General features: G+C 61.8%; 14 protein-coding genes. 10 read left to right on the forward strand and 4 right to left on the reverse strand.

The window, feature by feature from the left end:
- Nucleotides 1–60 precede the first annotated feature (60 nt).
- Complete coding sequence (locus CAF79_RS21710) at nucleotides 61–1,251, forward strand: benzoate/H(+) symporter BenE family transporter (protein ID WP_085700232.1); 1,191 nt, start codon at nucleotides 61–63, stop codon at nucleotides 1,249–1,251.
- A 40-nt stretch (nucleotides 1,252–1,291) separates the two neighbouring features.
- Here CAF79_RS21710 and CAF79_RS21715 read toward each other — a convergent pair whose 3' ends face one another.
- Nucleotides 1,292–1,633 carry a YggL family protein gene (locus tag CAF79_RS21715; protein ID WP_085700233.1) on the reverse strand — a complete coding sequence of 114 codons (342 nt, stop codon included), beginning with the start codon at nucleotides 1,631–1,633 and terminating at the stop codon, nucleotides 1,292–1,294.
- A 234-nt stretch (nucleotides 1,634–1,867) separates the two neighbouring features.
- Between CAF79_RS21715 and dacB the strand changes: the two genes are divergently transcribed.
- On the forward strand, nucleotides 1,868–3,328 hold the full coding sequence (dacB, locus tag CAF79_RS21720) for a D-alanyl-D-alanine carboxypeptidase/D-alanyl-D-alanine-endopeptidase (protein ID WP_085700234.1): 1,461 nt from the start codon (nucleotides 1,868–1,870) through the stop codon (nucleotides 3,326–3,328).
- A gap of 127 nt (nucleotides 3,329–3,455) precedes the next feature.
- On the opposite strand, the gene CAF79_RS21725 is transcribed toward dacB, so the two are convergent.
- Together CAF79_RS21725 and rlmKL are read right to left on the reverse strand one after the other, a co-directional pair.
- Complete coding sequence (locus tag CAF79_RS21725; protein WP_085700235.1) at nucleotides 3,456–5,840, reverse strand: diguanylate cyclase; 2,385 nt, start codon at nucleotides 5,838–5,840, stop codon at nucleotides 3,456–3,458.
- A 146-nt stretch (nucleotides 5,841–5,986) separates the two neighbouring features.
- Nucleotides 5,987–8,257, reverse strand: coding sequence for a bifunctional 23S rRNA (guanine(2069)-N(7))-methyltransferase RlmK/23S rRNA (guanine(2445)-N(2))-methyltransferase RlmL (gene rlmKL / locus CAF79_RS21730; RefSeq protein WP_085700236.1), 2,271 nt, complete (start codon nucleotides 8,255–8,257; stop codon nucleotides 5,987–5,989).
- 530 nt (nucleotides 8,258–8,787) lie between these two features.
- Here rlmKL and rmf point away from each other — a divergent pair.
- A complete protein-coding gene (gene rmf / locus CAF79_RS21735) occupies nucleotides 8,788–9,003 on the forward strand; it encodes a ribosome modulation factor (protein ID WP_003223300.1) in 216 nt (71 codons plus the stop codon).
- A 259-nt stretch (nucleotides 9,004–9,262) separates the two neighbouring features.
- Here rmf and CAF79_RS21740 read toward each other — a convergent pair whose 3' ends face one another.
- Entirely contained in the window at nucleotides 9,263–10,282 is a 1,020-nt protein-coding gene (locus tag CAF79_RS21740; RefSeq protein ID WP_085700237.1) for a quinone-dependent dihydroorotate dehydrogenase, read from the reverse strand.
- A 222-nt stretch (nucleotides 10,283–10,504) separates the two neighbouring features.
- On the opposite strand from CAF79_RS21740, the gene CAF79_RS21745 reads away from it, so the two are divergent.
- The 7 genes from CAF79_RS21745 to CAF79_RS21780 all read left to right on the forward strand — a co-directional run bounded on the left by CAF79_RS21745 (nucleotide 10,505) and on the right by CAF79_RS21780 (nucleotide 21,331).
- Entirely contained in the window at nucleotides 10,505–11,716 is a 1,212-nt protein-coding gene (locus tag CAF79_RS21745) for a CmpA/NrtA family ABC transporter substrate-binding protein (protein WP_085700238.1), read from the forward strand.
- A gap of 15 nt (nucleotides 11,717–11,731) precedes the next feature.
- Entirely contained in the window at nucleotides 11,732–12,307 is a 576-nt protein-coding gene (locus CAF79_RS21750) for an ANTAR domain-containing response regulator (protein ID WP_007916390.1), read from the forward strand.
- Between the two features lie 342 nt (nucleotides 12,308–12,649).
- The gene (locus tag CAF79_RS21760; RefSeq protein WP_085690197.1) at nucleotides 12,650–13,861 is read left to right on the forward strand and encodes a NarK/NasA family nitrate transporter; all 1,212 of its coding nucleotides are present in this window, start codon (nucleotides 12,650–12,652) and stop codon (nucleotides 13,859–13,861) included.
- A gap of 7 nt (nucleotides 13,862–13,868) precedes the next feature.
- On the forward strand, nucleotides 13,869–15,539 hold the full coding sequence (locus tag CAF79_RS21765) for a bifunctional protein-serine/threonine kinase/phosphatase (protein ID WP_085700240.1): 1,671 nt from the start codon (nucleotides 13,869–13,871) through the stop codon (nucleotides 15,537–15,539).
- A 310-nt stretch (nucleotides 15,540–15,849) separates the two neighbouring features.
- Nucleotides 15,850–18,303, forward strand: coding sequence for a nitrite reductase large subunit NirB (gene nirB, locus CAF79_RS21770; protein WP_085700263.1), 2,454 nt, complete (start codon nucleotides 15,850–15,852; stop codon nucleotides 18,301–18,303).
- On the forward strand, nucleotides 18,300–18,617 hold the full coding sequence (nirD, locus tag CAF79_RS21775; RefSeq protein WP_007951992.1) for a nitrite reductase small subunit NirD: 318 nt from the start codon (nucleotides 18,300–18,302) through the stop codon (nucleotides 18,615–18,617). The genes nirB and nirD overlap by 4 nt, the downstream gene beginning before the upstream one ends.
- Nucleotides 18,617–21,331 (forward strand): nitrate reductase, encoded by a 2,715-nt coding sequence (locus tag CAF79_RS21780; protein WP_085700241.1) that lies wholly within the window; start codon nucleotides 18,617–18,619, stop codon nucleotides 21,329–21,331. The genes nirD and CAF79_RS21780 overlap by 1 nt, the downstream gene beginning before the upstream one ends.
- Nucleotides 21,332–21,334 lie beyond the last annotated feature (3 nt).

Here is a 21,334-nt window from a genome sequence, read left to right on the forward strand (position 1 = left end):
CTCCCACAAGGATTTCGCATAGCAGCAAATATCTTCATTGGTACAAGGAATACCGCTGTCATGAACGAAATTACCCACACCCGACTGCGCCCGCTGGCGGACACATCGCCCTCCGCCATCGTCGCCGGGTTCATCGCGATGATGACCGGCTACACCAGTTCGCTGGTGCTGATGTTCCAGGCAGGGCAAGCGGCGGGCCTGACCAGCGGGCAGATTTCTTCGTGGATCTGGGCGATCTCCATCGGCATGGCGGTGTGTTCGATCGGCCTGTCGCTGCGTTATCGCACGCCGATCACCATCGCCTGGTCAACGCCCGGCGCGGCGCTGTTGATCACCAGTCTTGGCGGCGTGACCTATGGCGAAGCGATTGGCGCCTATATCACCTGCGCGGTGCTGGTGACCATTTGCGGCTTGACCGGCAGCTTCGAACGGCTGGTGAAAAAGATCCCGGCCTCCCTCGCCGCGGCGCTGCTGGCAGGGATTCTGTTCAAGATCGGCAGCGAAATCTTCGTCGCTGCGCAGCACCGCACCGGCCTGGTGCTGGGGATGTTCTTCACTTATCTGATCGTCAAACGCCTGTCGCCCCGTTATGCGGTGCTCGCTGCGCTGCTGATCGGCACCGCGCTGTCGGGCGTCATGGGGTTGCTGGACTTCAGCGGTTTTCACCTGGAGGTGGCGACACCGGTCTGGACCACGCCGCATTTTTCCCTGGCCGCGACCATCAGCATCGGCATCCCGCTGTTTGTGGTAGCCATGACCTCGCAAAACATGCCCGGCATCGCCGTATTGCGGGCCGATGGCTACAACGTTCCGGCCTCGCCGCTGATCACCGCCACCGGCATCGCGTCGCTGCTGCTGGCGCCGTTCGGTTCCCACGGCATCAACCTCGCAGCGATTAGCGCGGCGATCTGCACCGGGCCGCATGCCCATGAGGATCGCAACAAACGCTACACGGCAGCCGTGTGGTGCGGGATTTTCTACGGGATTGCCGGGGTGTTCGGCGCCACACTGGCGGCGCTGTTTGCCGCGCTGCCCAAGGAATTGGTGCTGTCGATTGCCGCTTTGGCCCTGTTCGGCTCGATCATCAACGGCTTGAGCATCGCCATGACCGAAGTGAAGGAACGGGAAGCGGCGCTGATCACCTTCATGGTCACGGCGTCGGGGCTGACGCTGTTTTCCATCGGTTCGGCCTTCTGGGGGATTGTCGCGGGGGTGTTGACCTTGCTGATCCTCAACTGGCGAAAGGCATAAAAAAACGGCGACCTTCGGGTCGCCGTTCTTCATTTCGGAATCAAGCCTTGTTGATCGGCTTTTCCGGATACCAGACGTCCAGCAGCGGGCTGATTTCAGTCTTGGTCAGCTCGGTGCGGGTTTTCAGCCAGGCTTCCACGGCAGCGCGCTGCTCTTCGGAAACCGAACCACGCTTCTGCAGGCAAACCAGACCGAAGCCTTCGCCGCCGACATAGCCCAGACCATTGGCGTCCATGGCTTCTTTGATGAAAGCTTCGAGGAAAGCATCAATGGCTTCTTCGGACAGATCTTCTTTGAAGTCCAGGTTCAGTTCGAAACCCAGCTCTTGAAATTCATCGACGCACAGTTTTTTGCGCAGACGCTGGGAACGGTTAGTCGCCATTGGAACAATCCTCTTAAGTAATAACGGCCGGCACTTTACCAGTTTAAGGCGGCGATTGCCCGCCTATCCGGGACGTGCGTACGACCGCCTGTAAAAAAATAACGAATTGACGCCCTTGCGAAAGGCACAAGCTGTTACACCTTGGGGCATAATGCCGACACTTTCATGACCACTGAGGGCCTTTTCATCCATGTCCTCGTCTTTTTTCCCCTCGGCTGTAGGGTTTTATTTCATATGATCAAATCGTTGCGTCCTCTGCTCCTGGCCGGTCTTCTTCTCCCGCTGGCCCTGCCCGTCTCCGCTGCCACCATCAACACCGCCCTGACCCCCAACGTCGAAAAAGCCCTCAAGGCCAGCAAGCTGCAGCCCACTGCCCTGTCGCTGGTGATGGTGCCGCTGGACGGCCCGGGCACGCCGACCGTGTACAACGCCGACGTGTCGGTCAACCCGGCCTCGACCATGAAGCTGGTCACCACTTACGCGGCGCTGGAAATGCTCGGCCCCAACCACCAGTGGAAAACCGAGTTCTACACCGACGGCGACCTTAACGGCGGGATTCTCAACGGCAACCTCTACCTCAAGGGTGGTGGCGATCCGAAACTGAACATGGAAAAACTCTGGCTGCTGATGCGCGACCTGCGCGCCAACGGCGTGACTCAGGTCACCGGTGATCTGGTACTGGATCGCAGCTTCTTTGTGCAGCCGCAACTGCCGGAATTCAACGATGACGGCAACGACGAGAACAAGCCGTTTCTGGTCAAGCCGGATTCGCTGCTGGTCAACCTCAAGGCCCTGCGTTTCGTGGCCCGCAATGACAATGGCCGGGTGTTGATCTCGGTCGAGCCGCCGATTGCCAGCATCAATATCCAAAACACCGTCAAGGCACTCAATTCCAAACAATGCACCGGCGGCGTGCGCTACAACCCGGTGCCGCAGGCCGATGGCAGCGTGACCGTGACCGTGGCCGGCCAATTGGGCGAAGGCTGCAGCTCGCAGACTTATCTGTCGCTGCTCGACCACGCAACCTACACCGCCGGCGCCGTGCGGGCGATCTGGAAGGAACTGGGCGGCAGCATCCAGGGCAAGGATCGTCTGGCCCCGACCCCGAGCAGCGCCAAAGTGCTGGCCCGGGCGTTCTCGCCGGATCTGGCGGAAATCATCCGCGACATCAACAAATACAGTAACAACACCATGGCTCAGCAACTGTTCCTGAGCCTGGGCCAGAGATTCCGCAACGACGCCGATGGCGATGACGCCAAGGCTGCGCAACGCGTGGTCCGTCAGTGGCTGGCGAAGAAAGGCATCACCGCGCCGCACCTGGTGATGGAGAACGGCTCCGGTCTGTCGCGTTCCGAGCGAGTCAGCGCCCGGGAAATGGCCAACATGCTGCAAGCGGCCTGGCACAGCCCATATGCTGCCGAATACATCAGCTCGCTGCCGATTGCCGGCACCGACGGCACCATGCGCAAACGCCTGAAGACCACCGCGATGCGCGGCGAAGCCCACGTCAAGACCGGTACCCTGAACACCGTACGGGCGATTGCCGGCTTCAGCCGCGACGTCAACGGCAACACCTGGGCGGTGGTGGCGATCCTCAACGACAAGGCCCCGTTCGGCGCCTCGTCGGTGCTGGATCAGGTGCTGCTGGATCTGTATAAACAGCCGCGGACGCCGCAGACCGCTTCGGTTTTGTAACCCTGTAAATGATTGCTCCCACGCTCCGCGTGGGAATACAGCCCGTGACGCTCTGCGTCACTGGACGCGGAGCGCCCCCGGAGGCATTCCCACGCAGAGCGTGGGAACGATCAGGTGGCAGAGGGGCTCAGTTCATCTGCCGCTCGACCCGATCCCGTCCGCCCTGCTTCGCCGCATACACCCCGGAATCCGCCCGCAGCAACAGCGCGTCCGCGCCCTCTCCCGGTCGCCAGCTGGCAATCCCGAAACTGGCCGTCACCACCCCCACCACGTCGATCGGCGCACTGCGCAGGCTGTGCCATAACTCTTCGGCCAGCATGAGGGCGTGATCACCGTCGATGTCCGGGCACAGCACCATGAACTCCTCGCCGCCCAACCGGCAGAACACGTCGGTACGCCGCAGACGATGGCCGATGCGCTCGCAGACCGCCTGCAACACGCGGTCGCCCACCGCATGACCGTACTGATCGTTGATCCGTTTGAAGTGGTCGATGTCGAGCATGATTACCGACAACTCACCGCCGCCACGCTCTACCCGCGCCATTTCGGTGGTCAGGCGCTCCTGGAAATAGCGCCGGTTGTGAATCCCGGTCAGAGCGTCGGTCACCGACAATGCACGCAACTCTTCTTCGACGCGCTTCAGATCGGAGATGTCGGAAATGTAACCGTGCCACAGCACGCCGCCGCCCGGCAGTTCCTCCGGGGTCGCCTCGCCACGAACCCAGCGCAGGCCGCGTTCGGGCAACTGCACGCGGTATTCCTCGCGCCACGGACTGAGGTTGTCCGCCGAGGCGCGGATCGACTTGCGCACACGACTGACGTCCTGCGGATGGATGCGGGTGAAGATCGCTTCGGCGTTGAGCAGCAGCACGTCCGGCTCCAGCTCGTAGATTTCGCGAATCCCGTCGCTGGCGTAGATCACACTGAAGCGCCCGTCGAACTCCATTTTGAATTGATAGATCCCGCCGGGAACGTGGGCGCTGAGCTTCTTCAACAGCACGTCCCGTGCGGCCAGCGCTTCGTGCACGCGCTTGCGCTCGGTGATGTCGATGCAGATCGCCAGGTGTCCGACCCACAGCCCCTGCTCGTCCAGCACCGGTGTGGCAAGCATGTTCACCGGCAGGTGGCTGCCATCCTTGCGTACCAGCGTCCACTCCCGCGCTTCGTGCCCGCCGACTTCGCCGCCCTCCACCAGCATCGCCTGACAGGTCGGAATGACCTTGCCATAACGGGTGCTGAGCTCCGCCGCACGAGCCACCAGTTCCCGTGGAAAGTGCAGATTTTCCAGGGTCATGTGGCCGACCACTTCGTTGCTGTGATAACCGAGCATCTGCTCGGCGCCGGGGTTGAAGGTGTTGATCACGCCGCGCAGATCGGTGGCGATGATTGCAACCTGGGTTGCCGCGTTCAGCACCCCGCGCAACTGGCCGTGAGTGCCGCGCAGTTCCTGTTCACGCTCATGCAGTTCCTGAGTGCGCAACTCGACCATGCGCAACGCGCGCTGGCGCTGACTGACCAGCACATAAAGCAGCGCGCTCAGCAGGAGACTGAGCAATCCGCCCAGCACCACCACGCTGCCAACCGACGAATGGTTGGCCTGCATGAACGCTTCGCTGGGAAGAATATCCACCTGATAGTCGTGATCGGCCATGCGCACCAGCCGGGTGGCGGACAGATCGCTTGTCGCCGGTTCATTGGTCGACTCGAACAACACTTCATGTTGATCGCTGTTGGACAGATCGAGAATGCGCACTGACAGATAGTCATTGAGTGCGTCCGGCAAGCCGTCCGCCAGCAGTTGACGCATGCTGATCACTGCCATCACATAACCGAAAGAGACGTTTTCGCCCTGACGAACCACTGGCGCGACCAGCAGGACGCCGCGTGCATAAGCCGGCTCGATAGACACCAGATGCATCGGCTGCGAAACCGCCAGCCCGTGCAGCTGGTCAGCCCGTTCAAGGGTCGATCGGCGCAAAGGTTGCGCCAGCAAGTCATACCCCAGCGGAGATCCGAGCCGACTCTGGGTCTGGCTGTACACCACCACGACGTATTCATCGCGAGCCGCGGCCAGTTGCAGTTCGCCGCGTGCATTGAGTTCGCGCACGCTGAAGGTGGTCAGGCCCTCGTCTCGCACCTGTTTCTCGAACGCTGCACGCTCGGCGCCGCTCACCCGCAAGGCGAACGAATAGGCCTGGGTACGCAGTAACAAAGGTCGGGTGTAGCCGTCGAATTCGGCGCGGGACACCGATTCGGAGTTGGCGAAGAACCGTCGCAGGCCATCGAGGCGTTGCTCCTGATCCTGAAAACGTTCTTCGATGCGGCTGTAGCGCTCGTTGGCCAGTAGCTGAAAGCGTTGGCGCAACTGGCTGTGAAACTGATTGAGGGTGCCCCAGGCGAGCAGCCCCGTGAGAATCCCGCCGGCGAGCAATACCAGCAGCGCGACCAGCCAGGCCGAGACTTCTTCGCTGATGAAACCCAATATCTTCGGGCGCACGGGGTGCAACGACATAAAAGCCACTCACTACGTCAGCATCTGCGGGAAAAACCCCATCGGCCGTGTGTGAGTTATAGCTATTAGCCACTAATTTGGCTAGCTCTGGACGGATCCAAGAGCCTTTAAAAATCAAGGCTCTGTGGATCCAATTTTGCAGAGTGTCAACGAGCCGTGATTTTCCAGGCGCGATGGATCTTGCCGTTGCGGGCGAAATCCGGGTCGATGGTGCTGGCGGTGATTTCCTCGACCGCGTAACGCTCGGCCAGGTTGTCCTCGAGCTGGAACTTGCGGAAGTTGTTGGAGAAGTACAACACCCCGCCCGCTGCCAGGCGCGCCATGGCCAGGTCGATCAACTGCACCTGGTCACGCTGCACGTCGAAGATGCCTTCCATGCGCTTGGAGTTGGAGAAGGTCGGTGGATCGATGAAGATCAGGTCGTACTCTTCGCGGCAGTTTTCCAGCCACGCCATCACGTCGCCCTGCTCCAGACGGTTTTTGTCGGAGAAGCCGTTGAGCGACAAGTTGCGGCGCGCCCAGTCGAGGTAGGTTTTCGACAGGTCGACGCTGGTGGTACTGCGCGCGCCACCCTTGGCTGCGTGGACGGAAGCGGTCGCGGTGTAGCAGAACAGGTTGAGGAAGCGCTTGCCGGCGGCCTCTTTCTGGATCCGCATGCGCATCGGCCGGTGATCGAGGAACAGTCCGGTGTCGAGGTAATCGGTGAGGTTGACCAGCAACTTCACGCCGCCCTCGGTCACTTCATTGAACTTGCCCTGGGCCGCCTGACGCTCGTACTGCCTGGTGCCGCTCTGACGCTCGCGGCGCTTGACCACCACGCGGCTCTTGTCGATGTTCAGCGCCTGCGGGATGGCCGCCAACGCATCGAACATGCGGATCGAGGCCTTTTCCGGGTCGATCGACTTCGGCGCGGCGTACTCCTGAACGTGCACCCAGTCGTGGTACAGGTCGATGGCCATCGCGTATTCCGGCATGTCCGCATCGTAGACGCGGTAGCAATCGATGCCTTCGCGCTTGACCCACTTGCCCAACGCCTTGAGGTTCTTTTGCAGGCGGTTGGCAAACATCTGCCCGCCTTCGCTCAGGCGCGGCTGCTCGATCACTGGCGCCGGGGCCGGCGTCGGTTTGATCGGGTTGCCGTTCTTGTTGAACTTGCGCTCTTGCGGCTCGTTCGGCGTCTGGTCGTAAGCGGCTTGCTCGCGCTCGGCCTGACGTTGCTCCGGAGTACGGCGCTCGCCAGTGACAAACTGATCCGGCAGGACTTTGATCAACAGCAGCTTGCACGGCAGCGCGCCGTTCCAGAACGAATACTGTTTGTGGCTGCGGATGCCCATGCGCTTGCCGAGGTCCGGTGCACCGGTGAACACCGCCGCCTCCCAGTTCAGGCAGGCCTGACGCAGACGCTCGCCAAGGTTCTGGTAGAGGTACAACAGGCTGGCTTCATCACCCAGACGCTCACCGTACGGCGGATTGCAGATGACCAGACCTTTCTGGTTCTGATCCGGACGCGGTTCGAAGGTCGCGACTTCGCCCTGATAGATCTTGATCCACTCGCTCAGGCCGGCGCGCTCGACGTTGTTGCGGCCTGGCTGAATCAGCCGTGGGTCGGCTTCATAACCACGGATCCACAGCGGTGGTTTGGCCAGACCGGCGGCGGCGCGCTCGACGGCTTCTTCGTGGAGTTTTTTCCACAGCGCCGGTACGTGACCGAGCCAGGCGGTGAAGCCCCATTGCTCGCGACGCAGGTTCGGCGCCATATCGGCGGCGATCATGCCGGCTTCTACCAGGAACGTGCCGACACCACACATCGGGTCAGCCAGCGCGCCACCTTCGGCGGCAATGCGCGGCCAGCCGGAACGGATCAGGATCGCGGCCGCGAGGTTTTCCTTCAGCGGCGCAGCGCCCTGCTGCAAGCGGTAGCCGCGCTGGTGCAGGCTGTGGCCGGAAAGGTCGAGGGACAGAATCGCTTCGCCGCGATCCAGACGCAGGTGAATGCGCAGGTCCGGGTTGAGCTTGTCGATGCTTGGTCGGTCGCCCTGCGGGGTGCGGAGTTTGTCGACGATGGCGTCCTTGACCTTCAGGGCGCCGAAGTGAGTGTTGTCGATGCCTGAACCGTGGCCGCTGAATTCCACGGCCAGGGTGCCGTCGGCCAGCATGTGATCCTGCCAGTCGAGGTCGAGTACGCCGTGGTACAGGTCTTCGGCGTTTTTCATCGGGAAACGCTTGAGCACCAGCAGCACCCGGTTGGCCAGACGCGACCAGAGGCACAGACGATAAGCGGTTTCCATGGTCGCCATGCCACGCACGGCGGAGGTGTGTTCGCGGGCCTCTTCAAGGCCAAGCCCGACGGCTTCCTCGATGAGCAGGCCTTCAAGGCCTTTGGGGCAAGTGAGGAAGAGTTCGAAACGGTCGGACATGGTTTTTTCACAGCCTTTGGCTAATGAACCGGCAACGCATTGCCGGTCCGGTTTTCAATCAGGCGCTTTTCTACAAGAACGCCCGCGTGGCACGAAGGTGTGCCGTTCCATCCCCGCTGCTCGGGTTAAAAGAGCTTAGATGCCGGGACAGATAAAGAAGTTGAAGCAACAAAATGACTCAAAGCAACCCTTCGTCGAATAGTAACCCAGCGTAAACGTGGGTCATTCTCACTAAAGGATTAACCTCATCATCCAGCGCGGGGCCGATCATACCGGGGTTTGGCCAATAAACACTGGATAAATACGCGGTTACTTATGGCCATAGCATCTTTTTCGTTACGTCCTTATGACAAAACGGTCATTCCATCGATGTGACTCATTGGTTAGAACTGCACACAGGTTGACGTCGCAACGGCGTCAACACCTTGGCTCGCCACGCCGGCAGCGAGCCGCCAACGGCAGAGTTTTTCTGCCAGACCTCAATTGAGGTCGACGCGACAAAAACAGTCAACAAGTGAGGGAAACACCCTATGAGAAGACTTAAGCGTGATCCGTTGGAAAGAGCTTTTTTGCGCGGATATCAATATGGCGTTGGTGGCAAATCCCGTGAGCTTTGCCCATTTACTCTACCGTCGGTACGTCAAGCCTGGATCAACGGCTGGCGAGAAGGACGCGGCGACAACTGGGACGGTATGACCGGCACTGCGGGAATCCACAGACTCAACGAACTTCACGCCGTCGGCTGACACAGGGCACTTATTGCGACACGACAATCTGATTTCGTAAAAACCTGATCACCATGCACGTCCTTCCCGGACGGCGGGCCACGGCCCAGGGGCTCCTTCGAGGAGCCCTTTTTTATGCCTGCCACATTATTTATGCCATACACAAAACCTGTGGGAGCGACGTTGCGACGACTCGACTTGCTCGCGATGGCGGTGCATCAGTCACACGAAATGTTGACTGAACGGACGCCATCGCGAGCAAGCTCGCTCTCACAAAGGATCAGCGTTTGGCGGCGATGGCGTCCACCGATTCGCGGATCAGCGCCGGGCCCTTGTAGATGAAGCCGGAATAAATCTGCACCAGGCTCGCGCCGGCAGCGATCTTCTCGGCCGCATGCTTGCCTTCGGTGATGCCGCCCGCCGCGATGATCGGCAGCTTGCCGCCCAGCTCGGACGCCAGCACTTTCACGGTGTGGGTGCTCTTCTCACGCACCGGAGCGCCGGACAGACCGCCCGCCTCGTCACCGTGTTCCATGCCTTCGACACCCACGCGGCTGAGGGTGGTGTTGGTGGCGATCACCGCGTCCATCCCGGTTTCGATCAACGCCTGGGCGACTTGCGCGGTTTCTTCGTCGGTCATGTCCGGCGCGATCTTGATCGCCAGCGGTACATGTTTGCCGTGGCGCAGGGCCAGTTCGGCGCGGCGGGTGGCCAGGTCTGCCAGCAATTGCTTGAGCGAATCGCCGAATTGCAGGCTGCGCAGGCCCGGAGTGTTCGGCGAACTGACGTTGACCGTGACGTAACTGGCGTGGGCGTAGACCTTGTCCAGGCAGATCAGATAGTCCTCAACCGCGCGCTCGACCGGGGTGTCGAAGTTCTTGCCGATGTTGATCCCCAGCACGCCCTTGTATTTGGCCGCCGCCACCCGCGCCAGCAGGTTATCCACACCGAGGTTGTTGAACCCCATGCGATTGATGATCGCCTCGGCTTCCGGCAGGCGGAAAATCCGTGGTTTCGGGTTGCCCGGCTGCGGGCGCGGGGTCACGGTGCCGATTTCGACAAAACCGAAACCCAGCTGCGCGAAGCCGTCGATGGCCGCGCCGTTCTTGTCCAGACCGGCCGCCAGACCGACAGGGTTCGGGAATTGCAGGCCCATGACATTCACCGGCAGCGACGCCGGAGCCTTGCACAGCAAGCCGTTGAGGCCCAAACGCCCGCCCGCGCCGATCAGATCCAGCGACAGATCGTGGGAGGTTTCCGGGGAAAGTTTGAACAACAGCTGACGGGCCAGGGTGTACATGGGCGGCTATGACTCGGGCGGCGAAAAGAGGCGGCGATTATAGCCGGGCATCGCCCCACCGCGCGAGGCGCACGGGTAAATCCGTGCGCATGGCATATGCCTTGCACCCTCCCCGGCATCAGCCCGCAGGCCAATGGTGGCGTGCAGGCAAGGACAATGGCGTCGTCTCTCGGTTTTGCGCGGGCAAAGCCTAGGACGACGTTTTTTTTGAGGGTGGCTTTTATGACTCTAACCTCCGCCGGGCCGCTGGCCTGGGTCAACGGCAGCGATGCCCCGGAAAAAAGCGCGATCAACCTCGGCTTCATGGCCTTGAGCGACTGCGCCTCGCTGGTGGTCGCCGCCACCCAAGGCTTTGCCCAGCCTTACGGCCTGACCCTGAACCTCAAGCGCCAAAGCTCCTGGGCCAACCTGCGGGACAACCTGGTCAGCGGCGACCTCGATGCCGCCCACAGCCTCTACGGCCTGATCTACGCGGTGCACCTGGGCATCGGCGGTGTCGCGCCGACCGACATGGCGGTGCTGATGGGCCTGAACCAGAACGGTCAGAGCCTCAACCTGTCCCACGGTTTGCAGGGCCTGGGCGTGACCGGTCCTGAAGCGCTGCACCGGCATGTGCACCAAACCCGCGCAAAACTGACCTTCGCCCAGACCTTCCCGACCGGCACCCATGCCATGTGGCTTTATTACTGGCTGGCGAGCCAGGGCATTCATCCGTTGCAGGATGTCGACAGCGTGGTCGTGCCGCCGCCGCAAATGGTCGCGCACTTGCAAGCCGGACGCATTGATGGCTTCTGCGTCGGCGAGCCGTGGGCGGCCAGCGCCGTACAGCAGGATCTCGGCTTCACATTGGCGACAAGCCAGACCATCTGGCCCGATCACCCGGAGAAAGTCCTTGGCTGCACCCGCGCCTTCGTCGACCAATATCCCAACACCGCCCGCGCGCTGGTGATGGCGATCCTCGAGGCCAGCCGCTTCATCGAAGAAAGCCCGGAAAACCGCCGCAGCACCGCCCAGTTGCTGAGCGCGGCGGAATACCTCGACGCCCCGCTGTCCTGCATCGAACCGCGCTTTCTCGGCGACTACGACGATGGCCTCGGTCATCGCTGGCAGGATCCGCACGCACTGCGTTTTCATGACGATGGCGCGGTGAATCTGCCGTACCTGTCAGATGGGATGTGGTTCATGACCCAGTTCCGCCGCTGGGGTTTGCTGCGCGATGACCCGGATTACCTCGCCGTCGCCCGTCAGGTGCAACAACTGGAGATCTATCGCGACGCGGCGACTGCCATGGGCGTCGCGGCCCGGGGCAAGGACATGCGCAGCAGCCAGTTGATCGACGGCAAAATCTGGGACGGCAGCGACCCGGCCGCCTATGCCCGAAGCTTCAAGCTGCACGCGCTGAGCGACAGCGCGCCCCTTCTCGCCCAGCGCTGACAGGAGACCGCGAACATGTTGCGCATTCTGCTGATCAACGACACCGCGAAAAAAGTCGGACGCCTGAAAGCCGCGCTGACCGAGGCCGGTTTCGAGGTGATCGACGAGTCGGGTCTGACCATCGACCTGCCGGCGCGCGTCGAAACGGTGCGTCCGGACGTAATCCTGATCGATACCGAGTCACCGAGCCGCGATGTAATGGAGCAAGTGGTGCTGGTCAGCCGCGACCAGCCCCGGCCGATCGTGATGTTCACCGACGAACATGATCCTGGCGTGATGCGTCAGGCGATCAAGTCCGGGGTCAGTGCCTACATTGTTGAAGGCATTCACGCACAACGCTTGCAGCCGATTCTCGATGTGGCCATGGCCCGCTTCGAAAGCGATCAGGCCTTGCGCGCCCAGCTACAGGCCCGCGACCAGCAACTGGCCGAGCGCAAGCGCATCGAACTGGCCAAGGGGTTACTGATGAAAATGAAGGACTGCAACGAAGAAGAGGCCTACACCCTGATGCGCCGCCAGGCCATGAGCCGTCAGCAGAAACTGATTCAGGTCGCTGAACAGATCATTGCCATGAGCGAGTTGCTGGGCTGAAGTGCTCCCCCACATTGATCGTTCCCACGCTCCGCGTGGGAATGCAGCCATGGACGCTCCGCGTCCGCTTCTGAACGTGACGGATGCGTTTGCACGCAAAGCGTGGAAACAAGCCACACCGATCTGGCACAAATCTCGCTAAGCATTACGCACAGGTAACCAACGGCGGTTGCCCCACCCACGACAAAGACGTCGCTCACCTTCTTCGCCCCCTTCGGCGATCCGGGTAGCGGCGTTTTTGCGTTTTGGCCCCACAGCCCGGGGCCGGTGGTGCGGCCGTGGCGGCGCCCCACTGTGCTGGTTCTGACTCCTTCTCGAGATTCTCTACAGCTGAGGTGCGCGATGAATAAAAGCTTCTGGAAATCCGGCCACACCCCGACTCTGTTCGCGGCCTTCCTGTATTTCGACCTGAGCTTCATGGTCTGGTACCTGCTCGGCCCGCTGGCGGTGCAGATTGCCGCCGACCTGCATCTGACCACCCAACAGCGCGGGCTCGTGGTGGCGACGCCGATTCTGGCCGGCGCGGTGCTGCGCTTTGCGATGGGCATGCTCGCCGATCGCCTGTCGCCGAAAACCGCCGGGCTGATCGGTCAGGTGATCGTGATCTGCGCGCTGCTCGGCGCCTGGAAACTCGGCATCCACAGTTATGAACAGGCTTTGCTGCTTGGCCTGTTCCTCGGCATGGCCGGCGCCTCGTTCGCTGTGGCCCTGCCGCTGGCCTCGCAGTGGTATCCCCCGGAGCATCAAGGCAAGGCGATGGGCATCGCCGGGGCGGGCAATTCCGGCACCGTGTTCGCGGCGTTGATTGCCCCGGTTTTGGCGGCGGCGTTCGGCTGGAGCAATGTGTTCGGTTTCGCCCTGATTCCGCTGATCCTGACCCTGGTGCTGTTCGCCTGGCTGGCGAAGAACGCGCCCGAGCGGCCGAAAGCCAAATCCATGGCCGACTATTTCAAGGCCCTGGGTGATCGCGACAGCTGGTGGTTCATGTTTTTTTACAGCGTCACCTTCGGCGGCTTCATCGGCCTGGCCAGCGCCCTGCCCGGCTACTTCAACGATCAATACGGCCTGAGCCCGGTGACCGCCGGTTACTACACCGCCGCCTGCGTGTTCGGTGGCAGCCTGATGCGTCCACTGGGCGGCGCGCTGGCTGACCGTTTCGGTGGCATCCGCACCCTCTTGGCGATGTACACGGTTGCAGCGGTTTGTATTGCAGCGGTCGGCTTCAACCTGCCAAGTTCCTACGCGGCGCTGGCACTTTTCGTCTGCACCATGCTCGGCCTCGGCGCAGGTAATGGCGCGGTTTTTCAACTGGTGCCGCAGCGTTTCCGTCGCGAAATCGGCGTGATGACCGGGCTGATCGGCATGGCCGGCGGCATCGGCGGGTTTGCCCTGGCGGCAGGCATGGGCGCGATCAAACAGAGCACCGGCAGCTATCAACTGGCGCTGTGGTTGTTCGCCAGCCTTGGCGTATTGGCGTGGTTCGGTCTGCACGGTGTCAAACGTCGCTGGCGAACCACTTGGGGTTCGGCGGCCGTGACCGCTGCCCGGGTCTGAGGCCCGAATGGCTCTGCAACTGAGTTTCGCCGAAGCCAGCGCCACCGGACCACGCGCGGAAAACCAGGATGCCTTGCGCCTGGTCACGCCGGCCCCGGCGCTGGCTGCGAGCAAAGGTTTTCTGTTCGCCATCGCCGACGGCGTCAGCCAGTGCGCCGATGGCGGGCTGGCCGCGCGCTCGACTTTGCAGGCATTGGCGCTGGATTACTACGCCACCCCGGAAACCTGGAGCGTGGCCCAGGCCCTCGATCGTCTGTTGCTCGCACAAAACCGCTGGTTGCAGGCCAACGGTGGCGGTCAGCCGCTGCTCACCACGATCAGTGCACTGGTCCTGCGTGGCCGGCGGTTTACCCTGGCGCACGTCGGTGATTGCCGGGTCTATCGCTGGCACGCAGCGACCTTGCAGCGGATCAGCGAGGATCACGTCTGGGATCAGCCGGGCATGCAGCACGTGCTCAAGCGCGCACTGGGACTGGATCAGCATCTGGTGCTGGATTTTCTCGACGGCGAGCTGCGTGACGGCGAATGTTTCGTGCTGCTCAGTGATGGCGTGTGGGCAGCGCTCGGCGACACCGCCATCGCCGCAATTTTGCGCGATCAGCCGGACCTGCACAGCGCTGCGCAAACACTGGTCAACGCTGCGCACCTGGCCGGCAGTCAGGACAACGCCAGTGCGCTGTTGGTGCGGGTAGATGCCGTCGGGGAGGCCAGCCTTGGCGATGCGCTGGTTCATTTGCAGCAGTGGCCTCTGCCCCCGCAGCTGAAACCGGGTCAGGTCTTTGAAGGCTGGCGGGTTCAGGAGGTTATAGGGCGCAGCCAACAATCGTTGCTGTATCGAGTGCTCGATGGTCAGGGCCAGGCCTGGCTGTTGAAAACCTTGCCCGCACAATGGGCGGACGATGCCCAGGCCGGCCAGGCCTTGCTGGCGGAAGAATGGTTTCTCAAACGCGTCGCCGGGCGGCATTTTCCTGAAGTCCATAGCGCCGGACAGCGTCAGCATTTGTACTACGTGATGCGTGAATATTCGGGAACAACCCTGGCGCAGTTGTTTGAACAACGCGGCCCGCTGCCACTGGCTCAATGGCAGGATCTGGCCGAACGTCTGCTGCGGGCAGTCGGCCTGTTGCATCGACGGCAGATCCTGCACCGCGACATCAAACCGGAAAACCTGCATCTGGGGGACGACGGCGAGCTGCGTCTGCTGGATTTCGGCCTGGCGTATTGCCCCGGCCTGTCGCAGGACGCACCGTCGACCTTGCCCGGATCCCCGAGCTACATCGCGCCGGAAGCCTTTCAAGGCGTAGCACCCAGCGCGCAACAGGATCTGTATGCGGTGGGCGTGACCTTGTATTTCCTGCTCACCGGGCACTTTCCCTATGGCGAGATCGAAGCCTTCCAGCGCCCGCGTTTCGGGGTGCCGGTGAGTGCCGGGCGATATCGCCCGGATCTGCCGGAGTGGCTGGCGCAGTGTCTGGAGCGCGGTGTGGCGGCCGATCCCTTGCAACGCTATGAAACCGCCGAGGAATGGCTGTTGATTCTGGAGCAAGGTGAGCGCCGCAGCCTGAACGTACGCCCTCGCCCCTTGCTGGAACGTGAGCCGCTGAAGGTCTGGCGGACTTTGGCGTTGCTGGCGTTGCTGGGCAATCTGGTGCTGCTGTTTCTGTTGTTTCATGGCTGATGCGGCGCTCCATAAACGGGCGTGCCGCTTCCATTCAGTGCAAAAACCACAATGAACATCTGGCCAATTCCTGCATTACCCCAGTGAATTCGCGGCTTACCGCGACTTGGCACAGCCACTGCATTAACGTTTTCAACTGACATAAAAGCCCGACCTTCAACGACGAAGGCCGGGCTTCCCGAGAGAACGGGACAAGGACAAAGGCGTCCTCGCCAGGTAACTGGCGGGACGCCTTTTTTGTTTGCGCCATTTTTGTCGAGCAAGGCCTGACTGCCCACAGGAGGCAAGCCCGATGCTCCCGGAGAATCTGATGAAAAAACTCAAACTGGTGATGATCGGCAATGGCATGGCCGGGGTTCGTACCCTGGAAGAACTGCTCAAGCTCAGCAACGAGCTGTACGACATCACAGTCTTCGGCGCCGAACCGCACACCAACTACAACCGCATCCTGTTGTCGCCGGTATTGGCCGGCGAACAGACCTTCGAAGAGATCGTGCTCAACGACCTCGACTGGTACCTGGAAAACGGCATCAAACTGCTGCTCAACCGCAAAGTGGTCGAGATCGACCGGGTCAAACGCCGGGTGATCGCCGAGGATGGCACTGAGGCCGAATACGACCGCCTGCTGATCGCCACTGGCTCGACCCCGTTCATCCTGCCGATCCCCGGGAACACCTTGCAGGGCGTGATCGGGTACCGCGACATCGCCGACACCCAGGCGATGATCGATACCGCCAAGACTCACAAACACGCCGTGGTGATCGGTGGCGGTCTGCTCGGGCTCGAAGCGGCCAACGGCCTGATGCTGCGCGGCATGCACGTCACCGTGGTGCACCTCGGTGAATGGCTGCTGGAGCGGCAACTGGACAAGACCAGTGGCCAGCTCCTGCAAACCGCCCTCGAATCCCGTGGCCTGCACTTTCGCCTGTGCGAACAGACCCAGGCCCTGCACGACGCCGGCAATGGTCGGGTCGGCGCGGTGCAATTCAAGAACGGCGACATCATTCCTGCCGATCTGGTCGTCATGGCCGCCGGCATTCGCCCCAACACCGAACTCGCGGAAAAGGCCGGCATCCCGTGCAATCGCGGGATTCTGGTCAACGACACCCTGCAAACCTACGACCCGCGCATCTATGCCATCGGCGAATGCGCCAGCCACCGTGGCATTGCCTACGGCCTGGTGGCGCCGCTGTTCGAACAGGCCAAGGTCTGCGCCAACCACTTGGCGCAACTGGGTTTCGCGCGCTATCAGGGCTCAGTGACGTCGACCAAGTTGAAAGTCACCGGCATCGACCTGTTTTCCGCCGGCGACTTCATGGGCGGCGAAGGCACCGAGACCATCACCCTCTCCGACCCGATCGGCGGGGTGTACAAAAAACTGGTGATCAAGGATGACGTGCTGGTCGGCGCGTGTCTGTACGGCGATACGGCAGATGGCGGTTGGTATTTCCGGCAGATTCGTGAGAATCACGCCATCGGCGAGATCCGCGATCACTTAATGTTCGGAGAAAACGCGATTGGCGACGTAGGACATCAGGGCCAGGACAAAGCCATGAGCATGGCCGACAACGCCGAAGTCTGCGGCTGTAACGGCGTGTGCAAGGGCACCATCGTCAAGGCGATTCAGGAACACGGGCTGTTCAGCGTCGACGAAGTGAAGAAACACACCAAGGCCGCCAGCTCCTGTGGCTCTTGCGCCGGCCTGGTCGAGCAGATCCTGATCAACACCGTCGGCGGCGCGGCAGACGTCAAACCGAAAAGCGAAAAAGCCATCTGCGGTTGCAGCGATCTCAACCATGGCCAGATTCGCCAGGCCATTCGCGAACAGCATTTGCTGACCATCGCCGGCACCATGAGCTACCTCAACTGGCGCACGCCGAACGGTTGCGCCACTTGCCGGCCGGCCCTCAACTACTACCTGATTTCCACCTGGCCCGGCGAAGCCAAGGACGATCCGCAGTCGCGCCTGATCAACGAACGGGCCCACGCCAACATCCAGAAGGACGGCACCTACTCGGTGGTACCACGGATGTGGGGCGGCGTGACCAACCCGTCGGAACTGCGGCGGATCGCCGACGTGGCGGACAAATATCAGGTGCCGATGGTCAAGGTCACCGGCGGTCAGCGCATCGACTTGCTGGGGATCAAGAAGCAGGATCTGCCCGGCGTGTGGAAAGACCTCGACATGCCGTCGGGCCACGCCTACGGCAAATCGATCCGCACCGTGAAAACCTGCGTCGGCAGCGAGTTCTGCCGCTTCGGCACGCAGAATTCGACCCAGTTGGGCATCGACCTCGAACACGACCTGTTCAACATGTGGTCGCCGCACAAAGTGAAACTGGCGGTCTCCGGATGCCCACGCAACTGTTCGGAAGCGGGGATTAAAGACGTAGGAATCATCGGAGTCGATTCCGGCTGGGAGATGTACATCGGTGGCAACGGCGGGATCAAGACCGAAGTCGCCGAATTCTTCGTCAAGCTCAAGACTGCCGAGGAGGTCCGCGAATACAACGGCGCGTTCCTGCAGCTGTACCGCGAAGAAGCCTTCTACCTCGAACGCACCGTGCATTACCTGCAACGGGTCGGCATGGAGCACATCAAGAAAGCCGTGCTGGAAGATCCCGAGCGCCGCAAGGCCCTGAACGAGCGCCTGCAATTCTCCCTGTCGTTCGAACAGGACCCTTGGAAAGAACGCCTCGCCCAGCCGCAACTTAAGAAAGAATTCGACGTGATCCCTGTGAAAAACCTGGAGGTGCCGGCATGAACTGGCTCGATATCTGTGCCCTGGAAGAGATCAACGCCCTCGGTTCGCGGATCATCGCCGGGCCCAAAGGTGACATTGCGATCTTTCGTACAAGCGACGACGAAGTCTTCGCACTCGATGACCGCTGCCCGCACAAGGGCGGCCCATTGTCCCAAGGCCTGATTTACGGCAAGCGCGTGGCCTGCCCACTGCATAACTGGCAGATCGATCTGCAATCCGGCGAAGCCCAGGCGCCGGACGTCGGTTGCGCACATCATCACCCGGCCCGGGTGGAAAACGGCCGCGTGCAACTGGCCCTGCGGGACGCCGTCTGATGAACCGCCAGACGACCGCCTCGACCTGCTGCTATTGCGGGGTCGGCTGCGGCGTGCTGATCGAGCATGACGGCGAGCGCATCCTCGGCGTCAGCGGCGATCCGGCGCACCCGGCCAACTTCGGCAAACTGTGCAGCAAAGGCTCGACCCTGCATCTGACCGGTGATCTTGCGGCCCGGGCGTTGTACCCGGAATTGCGCCTGGGCAAAGGCCTGGCGCGCAGCCGCTGCGACTGGGACACCGCGCTGGACCATGCCACCCAGGTCTTCGCCGAAACCATCGCTGAACACGGCCCGGACAGCGTGGCGTTCTACATCTCCGGGCAGTTGCTGACCGAGGACTACTACGCCTTCAACAAACTGGCGCGGGCGCTGGTCGGTACCAACAACATCGACAGTAATTCGCGGCTGTGCATGTCTTCGGCGGTGGTCGGCTACAAGCGCAGCCTCGGCGCCGACGCCCCACCGTGCAGCTATGAAGACCTGGAATCGAGCGATTGCGTGGTGATCGTCGGCAGTAATATGGCTTACGCCCATCCGGTACTTTTTCGCCGCCTCGAAGAAGCCAAGTCCCACCGCCCTCACATGAAAGTCGTCGTCATCGACCCTCGACGCACCGACACCTGCGATCTGGCCGACCTGCATCTGGCGATTCTGCCGGGCACCGATGTCGCCTTGTTCCATGGGATTTTGCATCTGCTGTTGTGGGAAGACTGGATCGACCGTGACTTCATCAAGGCCCACACCGAAGGACTCGCCGGGCTGAAAAGTCTGGTGCGCGATTACACCCCGGCCATGGTTTCGCAGCTGTGCGGGATCAGTGCCGAGCAGTTGCAGCAATGCGCCGAATGGATCGGCACCGCGCCGAGTTTTCTCTCGCTGTGGTGCATGGGCCTGAACCAGTCCACCGCCGGCAGCGCGAAGAACAGTGCGCTGATCAACCTGCACCTGGCCACCGGGCAGATCGGCCGACCGGGGGCAGGACCTTTCTCTTTGACCGGTCAGCCGAATGCCATGGGAGGACGGGAAACCGGCAGTCTCTCCAACCTGTTGCCCGGTCATCGCGAAGTGACCAATCCGGAGCATCGCGCCGAAGTGGCAGCGTACTGGGGTGTGGATAAGCTGCCGGAAAACACCGGGCTCAGCGCCATCGAACTGTTTGAACAGGTGCGCAGCGGCCGGATCAAGGCGCTGTGGATCGCCTGCACCAACCCCGCGCAATCGATGCCGGACCAGAACGCCGTGCGCGCCGCGCTGGAAGCTTGTCCGTTCGTGGTATTGCAGGAAGCGTTTCGTACCACCGAAACCGCGGCGTTTGCCGACCTGCTGTTGCCGGCGGCCAGTTGGGGCGAGAAGGAAGGTTCGGTGACCAACTCTGAACGGCGGATTTCCCACGTACGCAAAGCTATTGCCGCACCGGGTGAAGCGCGTCCGGACTGGGCGATCACGGTAGATTTCGCACAACGCCTGGAGAAACGTCTGCGCCCGCAACAACCGGGGCTGTTTGCCTTCGAGCAATCGGCGCAGCTGTTTGACGAGTACAAACAACTGACCCGGGGGCGCGATCTGGATTTGTCCGGGATCAGCCACGGATTGATTGATGAGCTGGGGCCACAGCAATGGCCCTTCCCCGCTGGCGCCCGCCTGGGTACGGCCCGGTTGTATGGCGACGGGATCTTTCCTACGCCGAACGGGCGCGCGCAATTCGTTGCCGATCCCTATCGCGCCGCCAAGGAACAACGCGACGCGCGCTTTCCCCTGACCCTGATCACCGGCCGCCTGCGTGATCAATGGCACGGTATGAGCCGCACGGGTACGGCGGCGCAGTTGTTCGGCCATGTCAGCGAAGCGGTGTTGGGCCTGCACCCGGACGAGTTGCGCCGCCACCGCTTGCAGTCGGGGGATTTGGTGAATCTGAAAAGTCGTCGGGGCGCGGTGATCGTGGCGGTCGCCAGCGATGACAGCGTACGTCCGGGCCAGGCGTTCCTGCCGATGCACTGGGGCGATCGTTTCCTCAAGGGCGGCGTGAACAGCCTGACCCTGCCGGCTTTTGATCCTTTGTCGAAACAACCGGAACTCAAGCACAGCGGTGTGCGGCTGGAACCGGTGGAGTTGCCATGGCAACTGTTCGCACTGATCGAGGGCGATGTTCAACGGCACTTCGAGGCGCTTCGACCGCTCTGTGAGGCTTTTTCCTACACAAGTATCAGCCTTGTCGGACGTGAACGGCCTGCGTTGTTGATACGTGCAGCCAGCGTTATGGCGCCAGAGCCGCAATTGCTGCATGAAATCGACCAATGCCTGGCCCTGATCGAGGGGCCGGTGCTGGCTTATGACGATCCACGCCGTGCCATCGGCAAGCGGGTACGCATCGAAAACGGACGAATCACTGCGATTCGCCTTGCTGGCGAAACCCTCGCTCAGCACTGGTTGCAAGGCCTGTGGCTGGAGGGTCGCGCCGACGAACAACTGCGGCGCTGGCTGCTGGCACCGATGAGTGCACCGCCGGGCAATGCCGGCGCGCCGGTTGTGGCGGACAAAACCCTGTGCAACTGCAAGAACGTCAGCCACAGCGCGGTCTGCGCCGGTATTGGTGAAGGTCTGGATCTGCAGGGTTTGAAAAACAAGTTGGGATGCGGCACGCAATGCGGTTCCTGCGTCCCGGAAATCAAGCGTTTGCTGGCCGCCGAAGTGCGTCCGGTCGCCGTCATTTGAAGA

Source organism: Pseudomonas sp. B26(2017) (assembly GCF_002113045.1).
Taxonomy (GTDB): Bacteria; Pseudomonadota; Gammaproteobacteria; order Pseudomonadales; family Pseudomonadaceae; genus Aquipseudomonas.

Coding starts and splice junctions, on each gene's coding strand:
- nirB (WP_085700263.1), top strand. CDS start 15,850: ATGAAAAAACTCAAACTGGTGATGATCGGCAATGGCATGGCCGGGGTT.
- CAF79_RS21710 (WP_085700232.1), top strand. CDS start 61: ATGAACGAAATTACCCACACCCGACTGCGCCCGCTGGCGGACACATCG.
- CAF79_RS21725 (WP_085700235.1), bottom strand. CDS start 5,840: ATGTCGTTGCACCCCGTGCGCCCGAAGATATTGGGTTTCATCAGCGAA.
- CAF79_RS21780 (WP_085700241.1), top strand. CDS start 18,617: ATGAACCGCCAGACGACCGCCTCGACCTGCTGCTATTGCGGGGTCGGC.
- CAF79_RS21765 (WP_085700240.1), top strand. CDS start 13,869: ATGGCTCTGCAACTGAGTTTCGCCGAAGCCAGCGCCACCGGACCACGC.
- CAF79_RS21715 (WP_085700233.1), bottom strand. CDS start 1,633: ATGGCGACTAACCGTTCCCAGCGTCTGCGCAAAAAACTGTGCGTCGAT.
- nirD (WP_007951992.1), top strand. CDS start 18,300: ATGAACTGGCTCGATATCTGTGCCCTGGAAGAGATCAACGCCCTCGGT.
- CAF79_RS21760 (WP_085690197.1), top strand. CDS start 12,650: ATGAATAAAAGCTTCTGGAAATCCGGCCACACCCCGACTCTGTTCGCG.
- CAF79_RS21750 (WP_007916390.1), top strand. CDS start 11,732: ATGTTGCGCATTCTGCTGATCAACGACACCGCGAAAAAAGTCGGACGC.
- CAF79_RS21740 (WP_085700237.1), bottom strand. CDS start 10,282: ATGTACACCCTGGCCCGTCAGCTGTTGTTCAAACTTTCCCCGGAAACC.
- CAF79_RS21745 (WP_085700238.1), top strand. CDS start 10,505: ATGACTCTAACCTCCGCCGGGCCGCTGGCCTGGGTCAACGGCAGCGAT.
- rlmKL (WP_085700236.1), bottom strand. CDS start 8,257: ATGTCCGACCGTTTCGAACTCTTCCTCACTTGCCCCAAAGGCCTTGAA.
- dacB (WP_085700234.1), top strand. CDS start 1,868: ATGATCAAATCGTTGCGTCCTCTGCTCCTGGCCGGTCTTCTTCTCCCG.
- rmf (WP_003223300.1), top strand. CDS start 8,788: ATGAGAAGACTTAAGCGTGATCCGTTGGAAAGAGCTTTTTTGCGCGGA.